The following is a 14,890-nucleotide window of genomic DNA, read 5'->3' as shown; positions in this document are numbered from 1 at the left end:
ACCGTAGTGCACCTGCACCCACACCCGCAGCGACTTGAGCACTTTCAGTAATGACGTGGTACACGTCCAGCCAGTACGGGCCCCCAGCGCCTGCAGTGCGGGACTGCGAAACCCGACCCGTGGTTCGCACAATGACACCATTGGCGCAGTGAACCAGCTGGTCAGTTCACGGGTGGGCCGGGCGGGGCTCGAACCCGCGGCCAAGGGATTATGAGGGCTCCGGCCGAAGAGGAGCAGAGCGACTACCAGGGACGATGGGCGGCTGCAGATCTCCGTTGGGTGCGAACGGGGCAATGTTCGACCTCAGTTCGCACCCAAACTCGCACCCAAGGTCAATGCCAGGACTCGGCTACGAGGCTCCGGGCACGCTCGAGCAACTCGCGTGCCTGCTGGGTCAACCGGCCGACGCCGAGCAACTGTGCTGTGTGGCGAACAATCTCCTCATCGCTGTCCCCTGGACGATCGTCGGCGACCATCGCCATCAAGGCCGCCAGCTCGGAGGGCGGCACATGGTCCAACGAGCGCGGGCCACGTTCACGGATACGCACCTCCGGTCGCTCCGGCAACCGGTAGGTCTGTGGCTTTACACCCGCCTGGCTGAGCGGGTTGTCGCGAACCAGCACACCCGCCCGGACTGCCGCGCTGATCGCCGAGTTGAGCGTGCTGGCAATCTGTTTCCCGACCCGATGGCCCCCGGAGGCCCGTACGTACACCGCGTGGAGCCGGTCGCCGAGTATCGGGCCTTCCATCTCGACGATGGCGCGGAGCCCCGTGATCAGTTGCTCACGTGTCGCTTCAGCTACCGGCGTCACTGATCCGGTGAACTCCTGGTACTTCTCCAGAGTGCGGCCTGCGGCGGGGTGCGGTGCTGCTGCGGTTGGTTCCGGTATCTCCGGTTGCTCGGCCGGCGAGCCCGAGGCGAATTCCGGGCCAGCCGCTTGGGGTGTTGCCGACACAGGTTCGGACAAGGCCGTCACCGCTGGTTCCGTTAGCCCGCCGGCCGGATGAATGTCCAGGTCCCGCAAGGCGGCCCACAGCCCGGCGAGGGCGGCGGCAGGATCGACGTAGAAGGCCGACTCGCGGATCCGGAAGAACCGCCAGCCGCATCGTTCGAGGTCCCGCTGACGCGCGAGGTCTTCGTCGTACTTGTCCGGGCCGTGCCAGTGGTCGCCGTCGCACTCGACGGCCAGGCGCGCGTGCCCGCCGATCACCACCAAGTCGATCAGGTAACCGGCCGCCGCGTGCTGCGGGATCACCGTGTAGCCGCGGTCGATGATGCGGTTGTACACCCGCTGCTCGAACAGGGAGTCGAACGGTGACACGCGCTCGTCCTCCGGCACCAGCTCGCCGGTCGCTCCCTCCTCTTCCGAGCGGCCGCGGTTGATGACGCCGTAGCAGTAGTCCAGCAACTGGAAGCGCATGTCTTCCGGGTTGTGCAGCGTCTGCCGGTCGATCGAGTGGAACACCCACACCTGGTCCTTGGCGCGGGAGACGGCCACGTTGTACCGCTGCACGAACAGGTCCCGGGTGAGCGAGGCCAGGCGCTGGCCGGGTTCCGGTGCGGCGACCATGGACAGGAACATGACGTCGCGTTCGGAGCCCTGGAAATCGGGGGCGTCGCCGCAGCGCAGGTCCCGCTCGGTCCACTCCCGCTTGCCGATGCGCTCCAACAGCAGGTTCTCGATGTACTTGGCCTGAGTCTGTCCGAGCAGGGAGATCACGCCAAAGGTGCGGCCGGAGTAGGCCGGATCGGCGAGGCACTCCTCGATCTGGTCGACGATGGCCTCCGCCTCGACCGGGTTGATTTTGCTGGCACCGCCGCGCTGGTAACCGTCCGGCAGATACACCGCCTTGACGGGGTCCAGCCGGTCCGCACCGTACTGCCGGACGGGAATGAGCCGGATACCTTCCGGCTCATAGGCGATCCGGTTCGAAAACCCGATGATCTCCGGAACGCAGCGGCGGTGTTCGGTCAGCGTGATCAGTCCGCCGTAGCGCATTTTCGCCTCGTCGAACAGGCTGCGCGTCGGGTCCTGCCACGACTCGCGGTACCGGTCGTTCGGGATGTACTGGCCCGCGAGGTCGCGTAACTGCTGCTGATCGACACCCACCGCGGTGGGTGAAACCTGCTTGTCGTCGCCGATTACCACGATCTTCGGCGCGAGGTACTGCAGGAAGGTGGCTTCCAGCCCAGCCTGTGAGGCTTCGTCGACGATCACGACATCGAACATGCCCGGCCGGATCCGCAGCTGCTCCGCGATCCGGTACAGCGGCATGATCCACACCGGCACCGAAGGGCGGCAGCGGTCCATGGCGGCGCGGATCGCCGCCTTCTGCTGCGCCGCGTACTTGCCTGTGAGCTTGCCGCCCCGCTGCACCAGTTGCGCGTACTGAGTCAGGTCGGCACGTGCCGAGCCGCCGATGCGCTCGGGTGAGGCCGCGTGGTCCCAGGCGCGGCGCGACGCCAGCAGTTCCACCTGCTGGTGAATCCGGTCTTCGATACGGGTGATCCGCGCCTGCAAGACGTTGACGTCCTTGGCTTCCTGAGCCTGGACCCACGCACGCGTCGCCGCCCAGGTCCACGCCTCGGCGAACCATCCGAGACGATCGGCCCATGCACCCTCCGCCGGGGCCGACGCGATGGCCCGGAACAGCTCCGGTGCCGCACCCGCCAGGCGCTTTCCGAGACCGTCGCGGCGCTGGCACAGTTCGCGCACCTGGCACAACCGTGAGAATCTGCCGTGTGCCGCGCCGTACTCGTCGTGGTCGCGCTGTTCGACCGCGGCGCGCAGACGTTCCACGCAGGGTGCGGCGTGGGCCCAGCGCGCGGCCTCGGCGAGCATGTTCTGCAGTTGGCTCAGCGGTTCGCTTGCCGCGCTGTGTGCTTCCTCGGCCGTCGCGGCGTCGACGAGCGTGGCGTACGTGCGGACCGCCTGCAGATCGTTCCAGTCGGGCGCAGGAAGGCGCAGCTGCGCCAAACGCTCTTCCTCGGCCTCCAGTTCGGTGGCGAGCCGGAGGACGCGGTTCAGTTGTTCCAGTTCGGTGCGGTGCCACTGCAGGCGCTCCTGCAAGGTGTCTTCGGCGGGGATGTGCACGTCCTCCGGCCACGCGCGGTCCAGTGCCGTCAGCACCCTGACGGCCTCCACCCAGGTGGTGACCGCGTCGAGTTGCGCCGGGTTCGTCGGCGGCAGGCCGTCCACGCGCACCGCGTCGAAAAGCGGCTGTGCCTGCTTGAGCACTTTCGGGGCGAAAGTGCCGAGTTTCGGCGTGCCGTCGGCGGCAGTCTTGATCTTGCCGCCTTTGTCCAGGTGACGGTGGACTTCGCGCGCGAGCGCCGCCAGGCGGGCACTGTCGGCCTCGGGCATCTCGACCTGCGTCAACAGCCCGAGCCGGTCGACGGGACCGGCGCACTGCTCGATCAACGTCCCGATCTGGTCGCCCCGGGCCTGCCAGCCGGCGGCCCGCCCGGAGCGGACATCGCGCAACGCCGTGTCCATCCAGTCCTCGCGCCTGCTCGCGAGTGTGTCGGCCTCGTCCGCGAGTTCGTGGAGCCGCCGTTGCAGGTCCTGGCGTTGCGCGGCGGGCAGCCGGAGCACGGCGTCGAACGCGGAATGCTCCTTCAGCGATTCGTACCGCGTTCCGTCCGCCGCCGCGCTGCGCTCCGCCGCGACCAGATCCGCGAAAACGTCTGGGTCCGGCACCATGGCAGGCTCGGGCAAACGCATTCGCGCCTCGGACTCGTCCGCGGCCAGCGCGTCGTCGAGCAGGTAACCGCGCCACTCGATGATCTCGGCGGTCCGCAGCGGCGGCAGATCGTCACCGCCGACAGCCGTGTGGTCCGCTAGCCACCCGTACCGGTCCGCTTCCGTCCGCACCTGCTGGGCGATCGCGGCAAGCGTTCCGCGGTATCCGGCATGTTCTTCCTGGCGCACCTCGCGCTCACGCACGGCCACGATCTCGTGGTACAGCTCGGCTCGCTCGCGCCGGAGCCGGTCGATCTCGCCAAGGCAGCCTTCGATGACGCGAGCGTTCTCGTCGGAGTCGTGCTCGTGTGCCGCCGTCGAGATGGTCTGTACGGCGGTCTTCAGGTCGGCCATGTCCTCGCGTGACGTTCCCACGACGGCCACCGACAGCGGCTGGATCGCGGCGGGCAGCTTGTCCCGCACCTCCCGCAGCGCACGGTCCGTCTGCGCGGTGACGAGCACGCGCTTGCCCTGCGCGAGCAGGTGGGAAATCAGCGCCGCGGCCGTGTAGGTCTTGCCGGTGCCGGGTGGGCCCTGGACGAGCACCTGGGCCTTCGTGTCGACAGCTTCGATGATCTGCCGCTGCTTGTCGTTGACCGGCATCGGCAGGAACGCCGTCCCGTCGACCTGGACCAGCGCGCCGGCCTCGGTCGCCGTTTCCGCCTTCGGCAGGTGGTCGGCGTCGATGAGCGGGATCACGCCGTCCGGCACGGCCTCCGCCTCGGCGAGCTGCGCGACGATCGTGCGGAAAATCTCGACCAGTCCCCGTTGCGAGCGTTTGCGCAGGATCACCGCCGGGGCGAACGCACCTCGCGCTCCGGTCCCCGGATCGGGAAGCTCGTCGGTGTCGTCGTGGTAGACCCCGTCCCCGTCCAGGGCATGCACCAGCCGGCGGGCCAGGGGGTTCAGCTCGCTCGCGTCGAGCGGATGAGCCTGCAGTTCCCGGAGGCTGGCCCGGATTTCGTTGATGTGCTCGTTCGCCTTGAGCAGGCCGGGGTCGAGCATGTCCAACTCGACCCTGAACGGCTCCGGTGATTCGGCGGGAACGATCGACAACTGTGCCGTCTCGTCGTCGAAGTGTATGGTCAGGGGACTGGAGAACAGGTGCCTGCGCACGACCGGATGGTCCTGCGGGGACCACGCCAGCAGTCCCGTCCCGGCCACCAGCTCCAGGTCTTCGGGACTGTCCTTGGCCTTCAAGAACGCGCTGAACAGCTCGTTGTAGACGGCCCGGGCCTGGCGGTCGCGCAGCTCCTGGCCCGCCCACGCACGCCACTCGCCTGCCCAGGTCTCGTAGGCGTCCCGGATCTGTGGGTGTTCCGCGAGCGAGAGCCCGCCGCCCTCAGTTGGCGAGCCGTCCGCGTCGGTCGTGATCGCTTCGCGCAGGGTCGGTGGCCGTGACGGATCATCGAAGGGACCGGTGAGCCACGTGCTGAGTTCCGCTCCCGGCGCGGGTGGGTCCAGGCGGGGTATGCGGCCGATCGTCAGTAACGGGTCGTCCGGCGCCGCCCCTGCCTCCGGGGCGAGTGCCACGGCGGGGTGTTCCGGCAGATCGGAGAGCCAGAGCACCAACCCGTCTCGCTTGTACGCGTCGACATCGGCGACGCGATGAACCGCGGCCTTCAGTTCTTGGGCTCGCAACAGGAACTCGAACAGGTTACGGGCCTGTTCGACGACCGGGTTGTTCATGCGACCTAACTTGTTCCCTGCACGTGTCCGATGGTGATCAAGCGGTACGTCGATCGGCGCGGCCGGAGTATTACCGAGGGTTACCAAGTTGTGAGGAAGAGCGACCCGCTCCGCGGCCGTCCAGGATGCGGAGTACCTCTCGTTGTGCCTCAGGGCGACGAAGTGTCACCGGCGGGGTAAGGCGCGCACGCGCTCGAGTTCGTGTCGCGGCTCCTGCCGGCTGCCGAGCCCTATCAGGCCGGGGCGGCGACCTTCACCTTCGTCGGCACCGCCGCCGTATCAATGAGTGCGACCTGCTGAAGGCAGTGGCAGGCGGACTGTACCTGCTGGAGCTTCGGCACGACGTCGACCTACAGTCCGATCACCGGCGGCGCGGTCTTCTCGTCGGTTCCGAAGATTTCGTCGCCATCCTCGTCGAGGAGGTACTTGGTTTCGTGCTCCTCGTCACCGCCCTCGCCTTTGCCGTGCGCCCCGCCCATGCCGCCGGGCATGCCCGGACGTCCCGAGGCACCCGCCGCCCCAGCTGCGGTACCGGCGGCACCAGGCCTCGCCCCGTACATGCTTTCACCGGCGCCGGCACCGACTTGGTTGCCGGGCTGCAGCGAACCACCGGCCCCGACGCCACCGCCCGCGCCGTAGCCACTCCCGGCTGCCGCGCCGCCGCCCATGGGGCCGAAACCACCAGTAGGACCGAAACCGCTAGTGGGACTGAACGAGTTCGACTGATTGCTGGCATTGCTGCTACTCGGTGGGATGTAGCCGGAGGTGCTGGTCGAGTTGTTGTAGGAGGGCGCTGATGACGTCGGGTAGCTCGGCATAACCGAACCGACGGTCGTGTGCGGGGCCGCGGCTGGTGGCGAGTAGGCACTCGCTGCTGGTGCCCGGTAGTGGCTCGGACCACCACCGCTATCCGTCACCGACTGTCGAGGACTGCTGCTGTAATCAGTATTGCTGGTGTTGCCGCTGACCTGCGCATCCTGCGCGTCGGGCAACTGACCGTAGTCAATCTTGATGCCTTGTTGGACCGTGCTGCTCGTCTGGTGATACTGGTCGTAGATCTGCCGGTTCTGCTCCGCCAGTTGGTTGTACTGGTTGACGGCCTGCTCGGTGCTCGCGGCGGTGGGGGCTTGCATCGCCGGCGTGTGCACCGGAGTGGCCACACCTCCTGCACTGATCGCGTTGGGTGCCGCCTGTGTCGCCTACCTTGGCGCGGTGGCAACCTTCAGCACCGTCCTGGACAACGCACTCCAGGAGAAGCGGGCAAAGCTGGATCAGCTGTGCACAATGGATGGATCATTCGCCGACGGGAGCTGGCCGACTGTGGTGGCTGAAAGGATGGCCCCGGGTGGCTGGACAGCCAAGTAGTTCCCGGCGGATCGACAGGGATCCACGGCAACGGCAAATCGCGCAGGTCCGGTCGTATTGCCTGATCATGGCCGTACTGAATCTGGCCATCGTGGCGTTCATTCTCTTTGGTCCCCGATTGGCCGAAATGCTGGTCGACAGTCGGGACCCGGTCATCCTGACTCCATTCGTGTTCCAGACGTGGTTCTGCGCGGGCGTACTGATGACTCTGGCAGCGCTGTTGTTGCGAACCCGGTGGGCGCTCGCGCGGTTTCCTGATTGTCGATCAGCACGGCACACCCGCACCACCGCGTTCGTTCTGGCCGGGATCGCAGTCGTCAGCGAGATCCTCATCCAGCTCTCCGCGGGGACCCCGATCGATCTTTCCGCGTTGATCTTCACGCTCTTACTGGTGTTCATCGCTGTTGTGCTGCGGTCCGGGTTGGCGCGCGTGCTGCGATAGCCACACCGTGAGTGATATCGGCCGTACTGGCTGGTGAGGGCTGTGACTGTGGAGCGAGAACTCGCCTTCGCTTCCTGCGGCCGTGGTACGCCGTCGGCTTTGCGCACGATGCGCCCGACATAGCCGGGCGCGTTTCGGCACTGCATTGCCCTGCGTCGATCGCTTACCCGAGTGGGACCGAAGTGCCGGTTGAGCTCTTAAGGGGCCTGGGCGGGGAGCTTGGTCCTGATCTGAGCGTGCGTGATCTCAACGTGGAGCCGGACATCGACGTCCCGGGTCGCGCCACGTACCTCGACCAGTTCGGTGAACTCGTTCTTCAGAACGGTGTCGCTCCGGGTGAGAGCGTTGCGCGGGATCTGCGATTCCCGGGTGAGTGCGTGCGTGACGGGCGCGCGCCGACGTTGACCTCGTCTCTTATGGACGGTGTCGGATCCCCTCGTCGCGGAAGGCCGTTACCGCACACTCGGCTGCGCTACCCGCGTCTTCCGCGATGACGACGCTACCGGCGATCGTGATCGCCGGTTCGAGCGGGATCGCCCGAACGCGGGTGGAGTGGATCTCGGCGACCTGATCGGCGGGCAGCACCGTCCAGCTCCGCGAATCCGAGCCGACTTCGACGATCGTGTCCTGGAGCGTGCCGGTCGGCCTGCCTGTCCGCGGACACAGCCCGGTTTCGCGCAGCGCCAGGCCCATGGCGTCGTGCAACGGAGGGTCGTGCTCCCGCGCGGGCAAGCGCAGCGTGTCGCCGGCCAGTTCGGCCAGGCTGACGGCACTCCCGTCGGCGGCCGGATGATGCTTTGACACCACCGCCAGCAAGTTCTCCTGCCAAGCCGGCAACACCGTCAACCCTGGTACGGAGCCCACCCCACGGGTCAGCGCCAGGTCGAGGTCACCCTGCCGGAGAGCGTTGAGCCGGGCCTCGACCGGCAGATCGACCAGCACCACGTCGAACTCCGGCGCCCCCTCGCGCAGAGCGTCGATACCGCGTTCCAGACGAGCGGTCATGCCGGCGGCAGTGCCGATGCGCACAACCGTCGGGATTTGCTTCGCCGCTATCTGCACCTGGTTGGCCGCGGCGAGCGTGCTGCGCGCCGCATCGAGCACCCGCCGCCCGGCCGCGGTCAGCCGGACCCGCCGGGGCGACCGGTCGAGGAGCCGGACCCCGAGTTCCCGCTCCAGCCGGGCGATCTGCTGGCTGACCGCGGGCTGGGCGATGTGCAGCCGCTCGGCGGCCCGGCCGAAGTGCAGCTCGTCGGCGACGGCGACGAAATAGCGCAGCGCCCGTAACTCCATGGTTCCTACCTGGGACTGGACCAACGATAAGATCAGCTTATCGCAGCACATACGGCTTGGCGCTGGTTCGCGTGGCCGGCCGGTGCTGTAGTCGTGATCATGACCATCGAACTCGGGCCGCTCGGCGCCTACCTGACCGCCGCCGACGCGACCGCGACGGACGCCGTCGCACTGGAGGAAGCCGGCTACAGCGCGATCTGGCTGGCGGCGTCGCCGACCGCCGATCTCCTCGCGGCAGAGCGGCTGCTCGACGCCACGAACCGGATCGTGGTGGGCACCAGTGTGCTCAACGTGTGGGAGGCCGACGCGGGTACCGTCGCGGACTCCTACCACCGGATCGCGAACAAGCACGCCGAACGGCTGCTCATCGGCATCGGCGCCGGCCACCGGGAAATCAACACCGGGTACACGTCGCCGGTGGCGAAGATCGCGAGCTACCTGGACACCCTGACCGCGGCCGGCGTCCCCGCCGAGAGCGTGCTACTGGCCGCACTCGGCCCCAAGATGCTCCGGCTGGCAGCCGAGCGCGCCGCGGGCACACTCACGCTCCAGGTGACGCCCGAACACACTCGCCGCGCCCGGGAAGCCTTGGGACCGGACAAGCTGGTGGCGCCCGGCCACGGCGTGCTGCTGGACACTGACGTCGACCGGGCCCGGGAGACCGGCCGGGCCGGGCTGCGCCCCATCCTCGGTATCGCCAACTATGCCGGCAATCTCCGGCGGATCGGCTACACCGACCGCGACCTCACCGACCCGTTCAGCGACCGGTTGATCGACGCGCTCGTGCTCCATGGCGACGCGACGGCCATCGCGACAGGCATCCGCGCGGAGATCGCGGCGGGAGCGAACCACGTCGGCCTGCACGCGGTGGGTGAAGACCCGATCGGTGTTCTGCGCGCGATCGCCGCAGCAGTGCGCGAACCGGAGACGCTGCGGGCATAGCACATGGTCGGTTCGGGCAGCTACCGGTTCGTCGTCTCAGGGGCGACTCGCTGAGTCTTCCAGCGCGGCCATCCTCGGGACGGTTCCAGTTTCGGCACCGTGACGGACGACGCTGGCCGGGCTGGTCCAGCTCCGGACCTGTACCACCGCGCCGGCCGTTGGGCGACTTTCGCGGGGTTGGAACTGCTCCACTCCCACCGTGCGGCCGCGCTGAGAACCCCGTTGAGGATCGAGTGAATCTGCCGCACCGATGAGGTTGCATTTGTGCGGCCCGCACTCGGCTTCCTTGCCGTCGTGGTCGTCTTCGGTCTTGTGCTCGATCAAGCGCTTTCCATCGCCGGCCGAATGGTGCGCCCGATGTACCCCGCCAAGCGCCTCTGGGCCGTCTCGGCCGACCTGCTCCGCGTCTGACCTCTCGACGCCACAGCAAGCCGCACCGGGGCAACCTGTCGCACGCTCGGCGGCCCGCCGACGCGATCAAGCGTCAACGGGCCATCCGGCGAGGGAACATGTCCTACTGTGCTCCGAGCTCCTTGCCCGCGTCCCGGGCCGCCGCGAGCGCCTCGGCATGCATCGCCGAAGCCATGTCCTTGAAGTCGTCGAATTGCGGTAGCACGCCCACGAGCGTGAACTCGCGCGCGATCACGGTCAGTTCCACGCCCCACACGTCTTCGAGAATGCGGCGCAGGAACGGCGTCGCGTGGTCCCAGCCGTCGCGCGGCGTGCCGGGGCCGTACGCCCCGCCACGGGCCGTGGCCAGCACTGCCTTCTTGCCATCGAGGAACCGCCGGCCGTGCGCGCGCGGGTCGGTCCACACCAGGTCACAGTAGGTCTTGAAATGCTGGGAAACGCCGTAGTTGTACAGCGGCACCGCGAACAGGAACGCGTCCGCGGCGAGCAGTTCGTCGACCAGCGTCGCGGCCAGCGCGACGGCCTCCTGCTGTCGCGGGGACTGGTCGGCATGAGCGAGGTCGCGGGCGCTGACGGCGGTGCCCCACGCGTCGGCGGGGAGGACATCGAAACCGATGTCGCGTCTTGTGATCGTGTCGCCGGGGCGGGCCGCGAGCCACTCCTGTTCGACGACGTCGCTGATCTCCCGGGTTGCCGAGCCCTCCGGGCTGATGCTGGCGTCCAGGCGGAACAGAGTCATGGTCATCCTCTCTGGCTTAAAGCTTTAACTGATCATAGCAAGTTGACTTAAAGCTTTAAATGTAAGGGGATGGCTCAGTCGATCCGGACCGACCGGAGCGAGTTGCCGAGGTGGATGCGGTTGATGGCGGAGGTGGTGCTGGTGAGGTCCGTGGCGGCGCCGACGGTGAGCAACAGTGGCACGTAGTGGTCGGCGGTGGGGTGGGCGATCTGCACGCCGGGTGCCTTCGTGCGGTAGTCGGTGAGGGTGTCGACGTCGCCGCGGTGCAGTGCGTCGATCGCCCATTCGTCGAAGGCTCTGGTGTGCCCGGCGAGGGCGGGGTTCCGCAGGGCGGCGAAGCTGTGGGTCATGAAGCCGGAGCCGATGACGAGGATGCCTTCTTCGCGTAGCGGGCGCAGTCGCCGGCCGAGTGCGAGCAGGGCATCGGGGGCGAGGCTCGGCATGGACAGTTGGATGACGGGTACGTCGGCGGCCGGGTACATCGCCATCAGGGGAATGAAGGCGCCGTGGTCGAGGCCGCGGTTGACGAACTGGTGGACAGGTTCGGTGCGGCTCAGCGTGCCCGCCACGCGGTGGGCCAACTCGGTGGCGTCGGGCGTGGCGTACTCGAGGGTGTAGTAGCGCGGGTGGAAGCCGCTGAAGTCGTAGAACAGCGGCGTGCCGGCCGCCGACGCGGAAAGCGCGATCGGCGCGTCTTCCCAGTGCGCGGACACCACGACGATGGCCTTGGGCTTCGGCATGGACTGTCCCCAGGTGAACAGGTCGTCGAGCCAGCGCGGGTCGTCGAGCGTCATGGGGGAGCCGTGGCTGACGAAGAGGGCGGGCAGTGGTCCGTCCACCGGTTCCCACCTCCGCTGGGCGCGGGCCTGGGGTGGCACCCGTGCGAGCAGTTGTTCGTAGGCGTGGGCGGGCTGCACGGGAGACAGGAGGTCGTCACTGGACTTGGTCATGATGGGCCTCGGATCGGGAGTTACTTCAAGGTTTAAGTGACAGCCTAGGGCTGGTCAGTTCAACCTTCAAGTGCGCGCGGGGTGGGCTCACTTCAGGCGTGAAGCTAGGCTCGGGTCGTGGAAGGTGCTCAGGACCCGCGCTGGCTGAACGACGAGCAGCAGCACACCTGGCGGGCGCTCGTCGGCCTGATCCTCCGCCTGCCCAGCGCGCTCGACACCCAGATGCGCCGGGACGCGGGCATCAGCCACTTCGACTATCTGGTGCTGTCGACGCTGTCGATGACGCCGGGACGGATGATGCGGATGGGGGAGCTGGCCACGCAGGCCGAGGCCTCACTGCCACGCCTGTCGCAGGTGGTCGCCAAGCTCGAGAAACAGGGCTGGGTACGCCGGACGCCCGATCCCGCGGACGGTCGCTACACACTGGCGGAGCTGACCGAGGCCGGGTGGGACAAAGTCGTCGCCACCGCTCCCGGGCACGTCGACGAGGTCCAGCGACTGGTGTTCGGCGCGCTGACCAAAGCGCAGCAGCGGCAGTTGGGTGAGATCAGCCGACGCGTCACCCGTGCCATCGAGGGCGGGTGACGCGAGCGGCGGAATCGCCCCTGAGCGCTCGCAGCCTCGACGGGATGGTGGCCGCGGGCCAGTGGGTCCAGGCAGTGGTGGATACCGCGCTGCGCAGACCGATCAGTTCCTCCGCAAGCCTGGCCACATCCGCCCTGCGGCGAATTGCGGCGCGACTGGTGTAAGAGGTCCTAATAGAATGATCTTGGTGGTGTGGCTGTTGATCTTCTGGCAGGAGGTTGTGGTGGCCCGGCGTCGGCCGTGGGACGTTGAGGACGGGTTGTGGGGGTTGGTCGAGCCGTTGTTGCCCAGGGTTGAGCGGCGGTTGCGGCATCCCGGGCGTAAGCGCCTGGACGATCGGAAGGCGTTGTGCGGCATCTTGTTCGTGCTGTACACGGGTATTCCGTGGGAGTTCTGCCGCAGGAGATGGGCTACGGCTCGGGGATGACCTGCTGGCGTCGGCTGCGGGATTGGCAGGAAGCCGGGGTGTGGCAGCGGCTGCACGAGGTGCTGTTGGCCAGGCTCAACGCGTCGGGGTTGATCGATTGGTCGCGTGCGGCGGTGGACGGGTCGCCTGTGCGGGCGGCGAAGGGTGGCCCAAAAGCGGTCCGAGCCCGGTCGAGGGCGGCCGTACCGGGTCCAAGCATCATGTGATCACCGACGGCGGTGGTATCCCGCTGGCGGTGAGGCTGACCGGCGGTAACCGGCATGACGTCACCCAGCTGATGCCGCTGATCGAGGCCATCCCACCCGTCCGCGGCAAACGCGGCCGCCCACGACGGCGGCCCGACGTGGTGTTCGCCGACCGCGCCTACGACCACGACAAGTACCGCAAGCTGCTCCACGCCAAGGGAATCCAGCCGGTGATCGCCCGCTGGGGAACCCGGCACGGTTCCGGACTGGGCGTCTACCGGTGGGTGGCCGAGCAGTGCTTCGCACTGCTGCACTGGTTCCGACGCCTCCGCATCCGATGGGAGATTCGCGGCGACATCCACGAAGCCTTCCTCACCCTCGGATGCAGCCTCATCTGCTGGCGCCGACACAAGATCCACTCATTGTGTTAGGAGTTCTAAATCGTCGCGGTCGGTGATCCCCATCCAGAACCGCTCGGCATCGTCGCCAGCCCACCAGTCGTTGATCGCCATGGAGCATGCAGGCACCCGGAGGCGAGTCGCCCGAACGCGAACACACCGCGATCGGTCCGGGTAGTGCCCGCCCGAGTCCTGCCCGGCCCGGTCACGTCGAGGCGCCGTTGTCGAGCACGGTTACCGAGTCGGACGCGGTGACTCGGCCGAGCCGGATGACCTCCGGCTAGTTGGTGCCGGGGAACGGGATGCCGGCGCTGTCGCGGCTGCGCCCGCCGTCACACCCGACGACGTATCAAGCGGTCACCTGATACGGCCCACCTGGGCCGCGCACATCCACGGCCACCCCGGCTCGTCATCACTGACCCCGGCCACCTCGTGTCCGCGGCGGATCTCGGCGCCGAGTGCAGTTCCAGGATCTGCCCGGAGAAACCGCTGGTCTTCGGGGTCTCTCGCAGGCGCGGCTGCCGCTCCAGCACGAGCAGCCGCACTCCGGCCAGGCGCAGCTTGCCAGCCAGCATCAAGCCGGTCGGGCCGGCGCTCACGATGATCACGTCGACATCCATCAGGGCCGCCCCCCGCCCGGTCTGGCGTCGCATCCCCGCGAGCGGGTCGACAACACTCGCACTCACAGCTCCCATTTTCCACAGGTTCTGGGCACGGCCAGTGGTTGTGCAGCAATTCGCAGGTCTTGCCGTGCGGGGGAAGCTGACAACCTACTTTGCGACTCGGGTCAACTTCGGGAGTTTCAGGCCTACCTGGTTTGGTCGGCGAGCAGGAAGGCGATCACGCGTTCGGCGACGATGGGCGCGGTCTTGCCCTCGGGGCCGAAGTGCTGGAGCTTGTCGAGGGTTTCCAAGGTGGCGTTGGTTAGGACGCCGCACAGTGCCTCGGTCGGGACGGTGGTCCCTGGTGCGCTGCGGGCACCGCGCAGCAGCAGTGTCGGGACGGTGACGTCAGCGAACGCCGCGGGGCGACCGGGGTCGGCGGCGGCGGTCTCGGCTTCGGCCAGGTGGGCCGCGATCAACTGTGGGGCGCACGCGCGGCTGTCCCCGGTGAAGGCGAACCGCAGCACCAGGCGCAGGTACCAGACCGGCAGTGTGGTGATCGCGCGGGGCGCGACACCCCCGCCCTTGATGAAGCAGGCGAATGCGCCGTACGCGTCGCCGACGGCCAGCCGATCGCGGTAGGCGGGAATCCAGTCGGTGAGTTCGGGTTCGGTGGCCATGGCAGGCTCGTAGAGCGCGATCCGCTCGAACACGGTGGACACCCGGGCGGCCTCCAGCGCCACGCGGCCGCCGTAGCTGTGGCCGAACGCCCAGCGGGCGCCGGTGGCGGCCTGGACGGCGAGCAGGTCTTCAACCTCCTTGGCGAAGTCGTAGTCCGCGCCCTGCGCGCCGCTGGCGCCGCGCCCACGGCGGTCCATGACGTGCACCGTGCAGGAGGTGGCCAGGGCGCGGGCCAGCGGCAAATAGTCCTGCGCCTGGCGGAAACCGCCGCCGATCACGATGACGCCGGGGCCGCTGCCGATGGTCTGGTAGCTGATCTGGGTGCCGTCGACGGAGGTGACCAGGCGCGGGACGCTGATGGTCTCGGGGGTGATGGTCTTGGTCATGGCGGGCTCCTCGGGTTGTCGAGCCGTGGGCTCGGGGTTGATGAGGAGACCG

11 protein-coding genes and 1 pseudogene are annotated in these 14,890 nt (G+C 68.1%); 5 read left to right on the top strand and 7 right to left on the bottom strand.

Translation table 11 applies throughout. The annotated features are described in order from the left end of the window. Positions 1 to 332: 332 nt before the first annotated feature. Positions 333 to 5,519: an AAA domain-containing protein gene (locus tag ORV05_RS22650; RefSeq protein ID WP_268754031.1), complete on the bottom strand. Its 5,187-nt coding sequence runs from the start codon at positions 5,517 to 5,519 to the stop codon at positions 333 to 335. A 263-nt stretch (positions 5,520 to 5,782) separates the two neighbouring features. Next, complete coding sequence (locus ORV05_RS22645; protein ID WP_268754030.1) at positions 5,783 to 6,592, bottom strand: hypothetical protein; 810 nt, start codon at positions 6,590 to 6,592, stop codon at positions 5,783 to 5,785. Positions 6,593 to 6,864: 272 nt separating this feature from the next. On the opposite strand from ORV05_RS22645, the gene ORV05_RS22640 reads away from it, so the two are divergent. After that, positions 6,865 to 7,239: a hypothetical protein gene (locus ORV05_RS22640; RefSeq protein ID WP_268754029.1), complete on the top strand. Its 375-nt coding sequence runs from the start codon at positions 6,865 to 6,867 to the stop codon at positions 7,237 to 7,239. A 414-nt stretch (positions 7,240 to 7,653) separates the two neighbouring features. Here ORV05_RS22640 and ORV05_RS22635 read toward each other — a convergent pair whose 3' ends face one another. Beyond that, positions 7,654 to 8,532: a LysR family transcriptional regulator gene (locus ORV05_RS22635; protein ID WP_268754028.1), complete on the bottom strand. Its 879-nt coding sequence runs from the start codon at positions 8,530 to 8,532 to the stop codon at positions 7,654 to 7,656. Positions 8,533 to 8,631: 99 nt separating this feature from the next. Between ORV05_RS22635 and ORV05_RS22630 the strand changes: the two genes are divergently transcribed. Then, positions 8,632 to 9,474, top strand: a complete 843-nt coding sequence (locus ORV05_RS22630; protein ID WP_268754027.1) for a TIGR03620 family F420-dependent LLM class oxidoreductase — start codon at positions 8,632 to 8,634, stop codon at positions 9,472 to 9,474. Positions 9,475 to 9,738: 264 nt separating this feature from the next. Then, positions 9,739 to 9,885, top strand: a complete 147-nt coding sequence (locus tag ORV05_RS22625; protein WP_268754026.1) for a hypothetical protein — start codon at positions 9,739 to 9,741, stop codon at positions 9,883 to 9,885. Positions 9,886 to 9,988: 103 nt separating this feature from the next. On the opposite strand, the gene ORV05_RS22620 is transcribed toward ORV05_RS22625, so the two are convergent. Further along, entirely contained in the window at positions 9,989 to 10,624 is a 636-nt protein-coding gene (locus tag ORV05_RS22620) for an FMN-dependent NADH-azoreductase (protein WP_268754025.1), read from the bottom strand. A 74-nt stretch (positions 10,625 to 10,698) separates the two neighbouring features. Beyond that, positions 10,699 to 11,574, bottom strand: coding sequence for a DODA-type extradiol aromatic ring-opening family dioxygenase (locus tag ORV05_RS22615; RefSeq protein ID WP_268754024.1), 876 nt, complete (start codon positions 11,572 to 11,574; stop codon positions 10,699 to 10,701). A 117-nt stretch (positions 11,575 to 11,691) separates the two neighbouring features. Between ORV05_RS22615 and ORV05_RS22610 the strand changes: the two genes are divergently transcribed. Both ORV05_RS22610 and ORV05_RS22605 read left to right on the top strand, forming a co-directional pair. Further along, a complete protein-coding gene (locus ORV05_RS22610; RefSeq protein WP_268754023.1) occupies positions 11,692 to 12,159 on the top strand; it encodes a MarR family winged helix-turn-helix transcriptional regulator in 468 nt (155 codons plus the stop codon). Positions 12,160 to 12,382: 223 nt separating this feature from the next. Beyond that, positions 12,383 to 13,202: pseudogene (locus ORV05_RS22605) on the top strand (IS5 family transposase). Positions 13,203 to 13,501: 299 nt separating this feature from the next. On the opposite strand, the gene ORV05_RS22600 reads toward ORV05_RS22605, so the two are convergent. Continuing rightward, complete coding sequence (locus ORV05_RS22600; RefSeq protein ID WP_268759863.1) at positions 13,502 to 13,744, bottom strand: hypothetical protein; 243 nt, start codon at positions 13,742 to 13,744, stop codon at positions 13,502 to 13,504. A 233-nt stretch (positions 13,745 to 13,977) separates the two neighbouring features. Then, positions 13,978 to 14,838, bottom strand: coding sequence for an alpha/beta fold hydrolase (locus ORV05_RS22595; RefSeq protein WP_268754022.1), 861 nt, complete (start codon positions 14,836 to 14,838; stop codon positions 13,978 to 13,980). Positions 14,839 to 14,890: the final 52 nt, after the last annotated feature.

The sequence above is a fragment of the Amycolatopsis cynarae genome (assembly GCF_026802195.1).
GTDB classification, from domain to species: domain Bacteria; phylum Actinomycetota; class Actinomycetes; order Mycobacteriales; family Pseudonocardiaceae; genus Amycolatopsis_E; species Amycolatopsis_E rhizosphaerae.
Note: the sequence above shows the minus strand (reverse complement) of the source record. Positions and strands in the feature narration are given on the sequence as shown.

Bases quoted from the DNA above. Each gene is read 5' to 3' on its own strand.
- ORV05_RS22595 (WP_268754022.1), bottom strand. From the start codon at position 14,838: ATGACCAAGACCATCACCCCCGAGACCATCAGCGTCCCGCGCCTGGTC.
- ORV05_RS22600 (WP_268759863.1), bottom strand. From the start codon at position 13,744: ATGCTGGCTGGCAAGCTGCGCCTGGCCGGAGTGCGGCTGCTCGTGCTG.
- ORV05_RS22615 (WP_268754024.1), bottom strand. From the start codon at position 11,574: ATGACCAAGTCCAGTGACGACCTCCTGTCTCCCGTGCAGCCCGCCCAC.
- ORV05_RS22620 (WP_268754025.1), bottom strand. From the start codon at position 10,624: ATGACTCTGTTCCGCCTGGACGCCAGCATCAGCCCGGAGGGCTCGGCA.
- ORV05_RS22635 (WP_268754028.1), bottom strand. From the start codon at position 8,532: ATGGAGTTACGGGCGCTGCGCTATTTCGTCGCCGTCGCCGACGAGCTG.
- ORV05_RS22630 (WP_268754027.1), top strand. From the start codon at position 8,632: ATGACCATCGAACTCGGGCCGCTCGGCGCCTACCTGACCGCCGCCGAC.
- ORV05_RS22640 (WP_268754029.1), top strand. From the start codon at position 6,865: ATGGCCGTACTGAATCTGGCCATCGTGGCGTTCATTCTCTTTGGTCCC.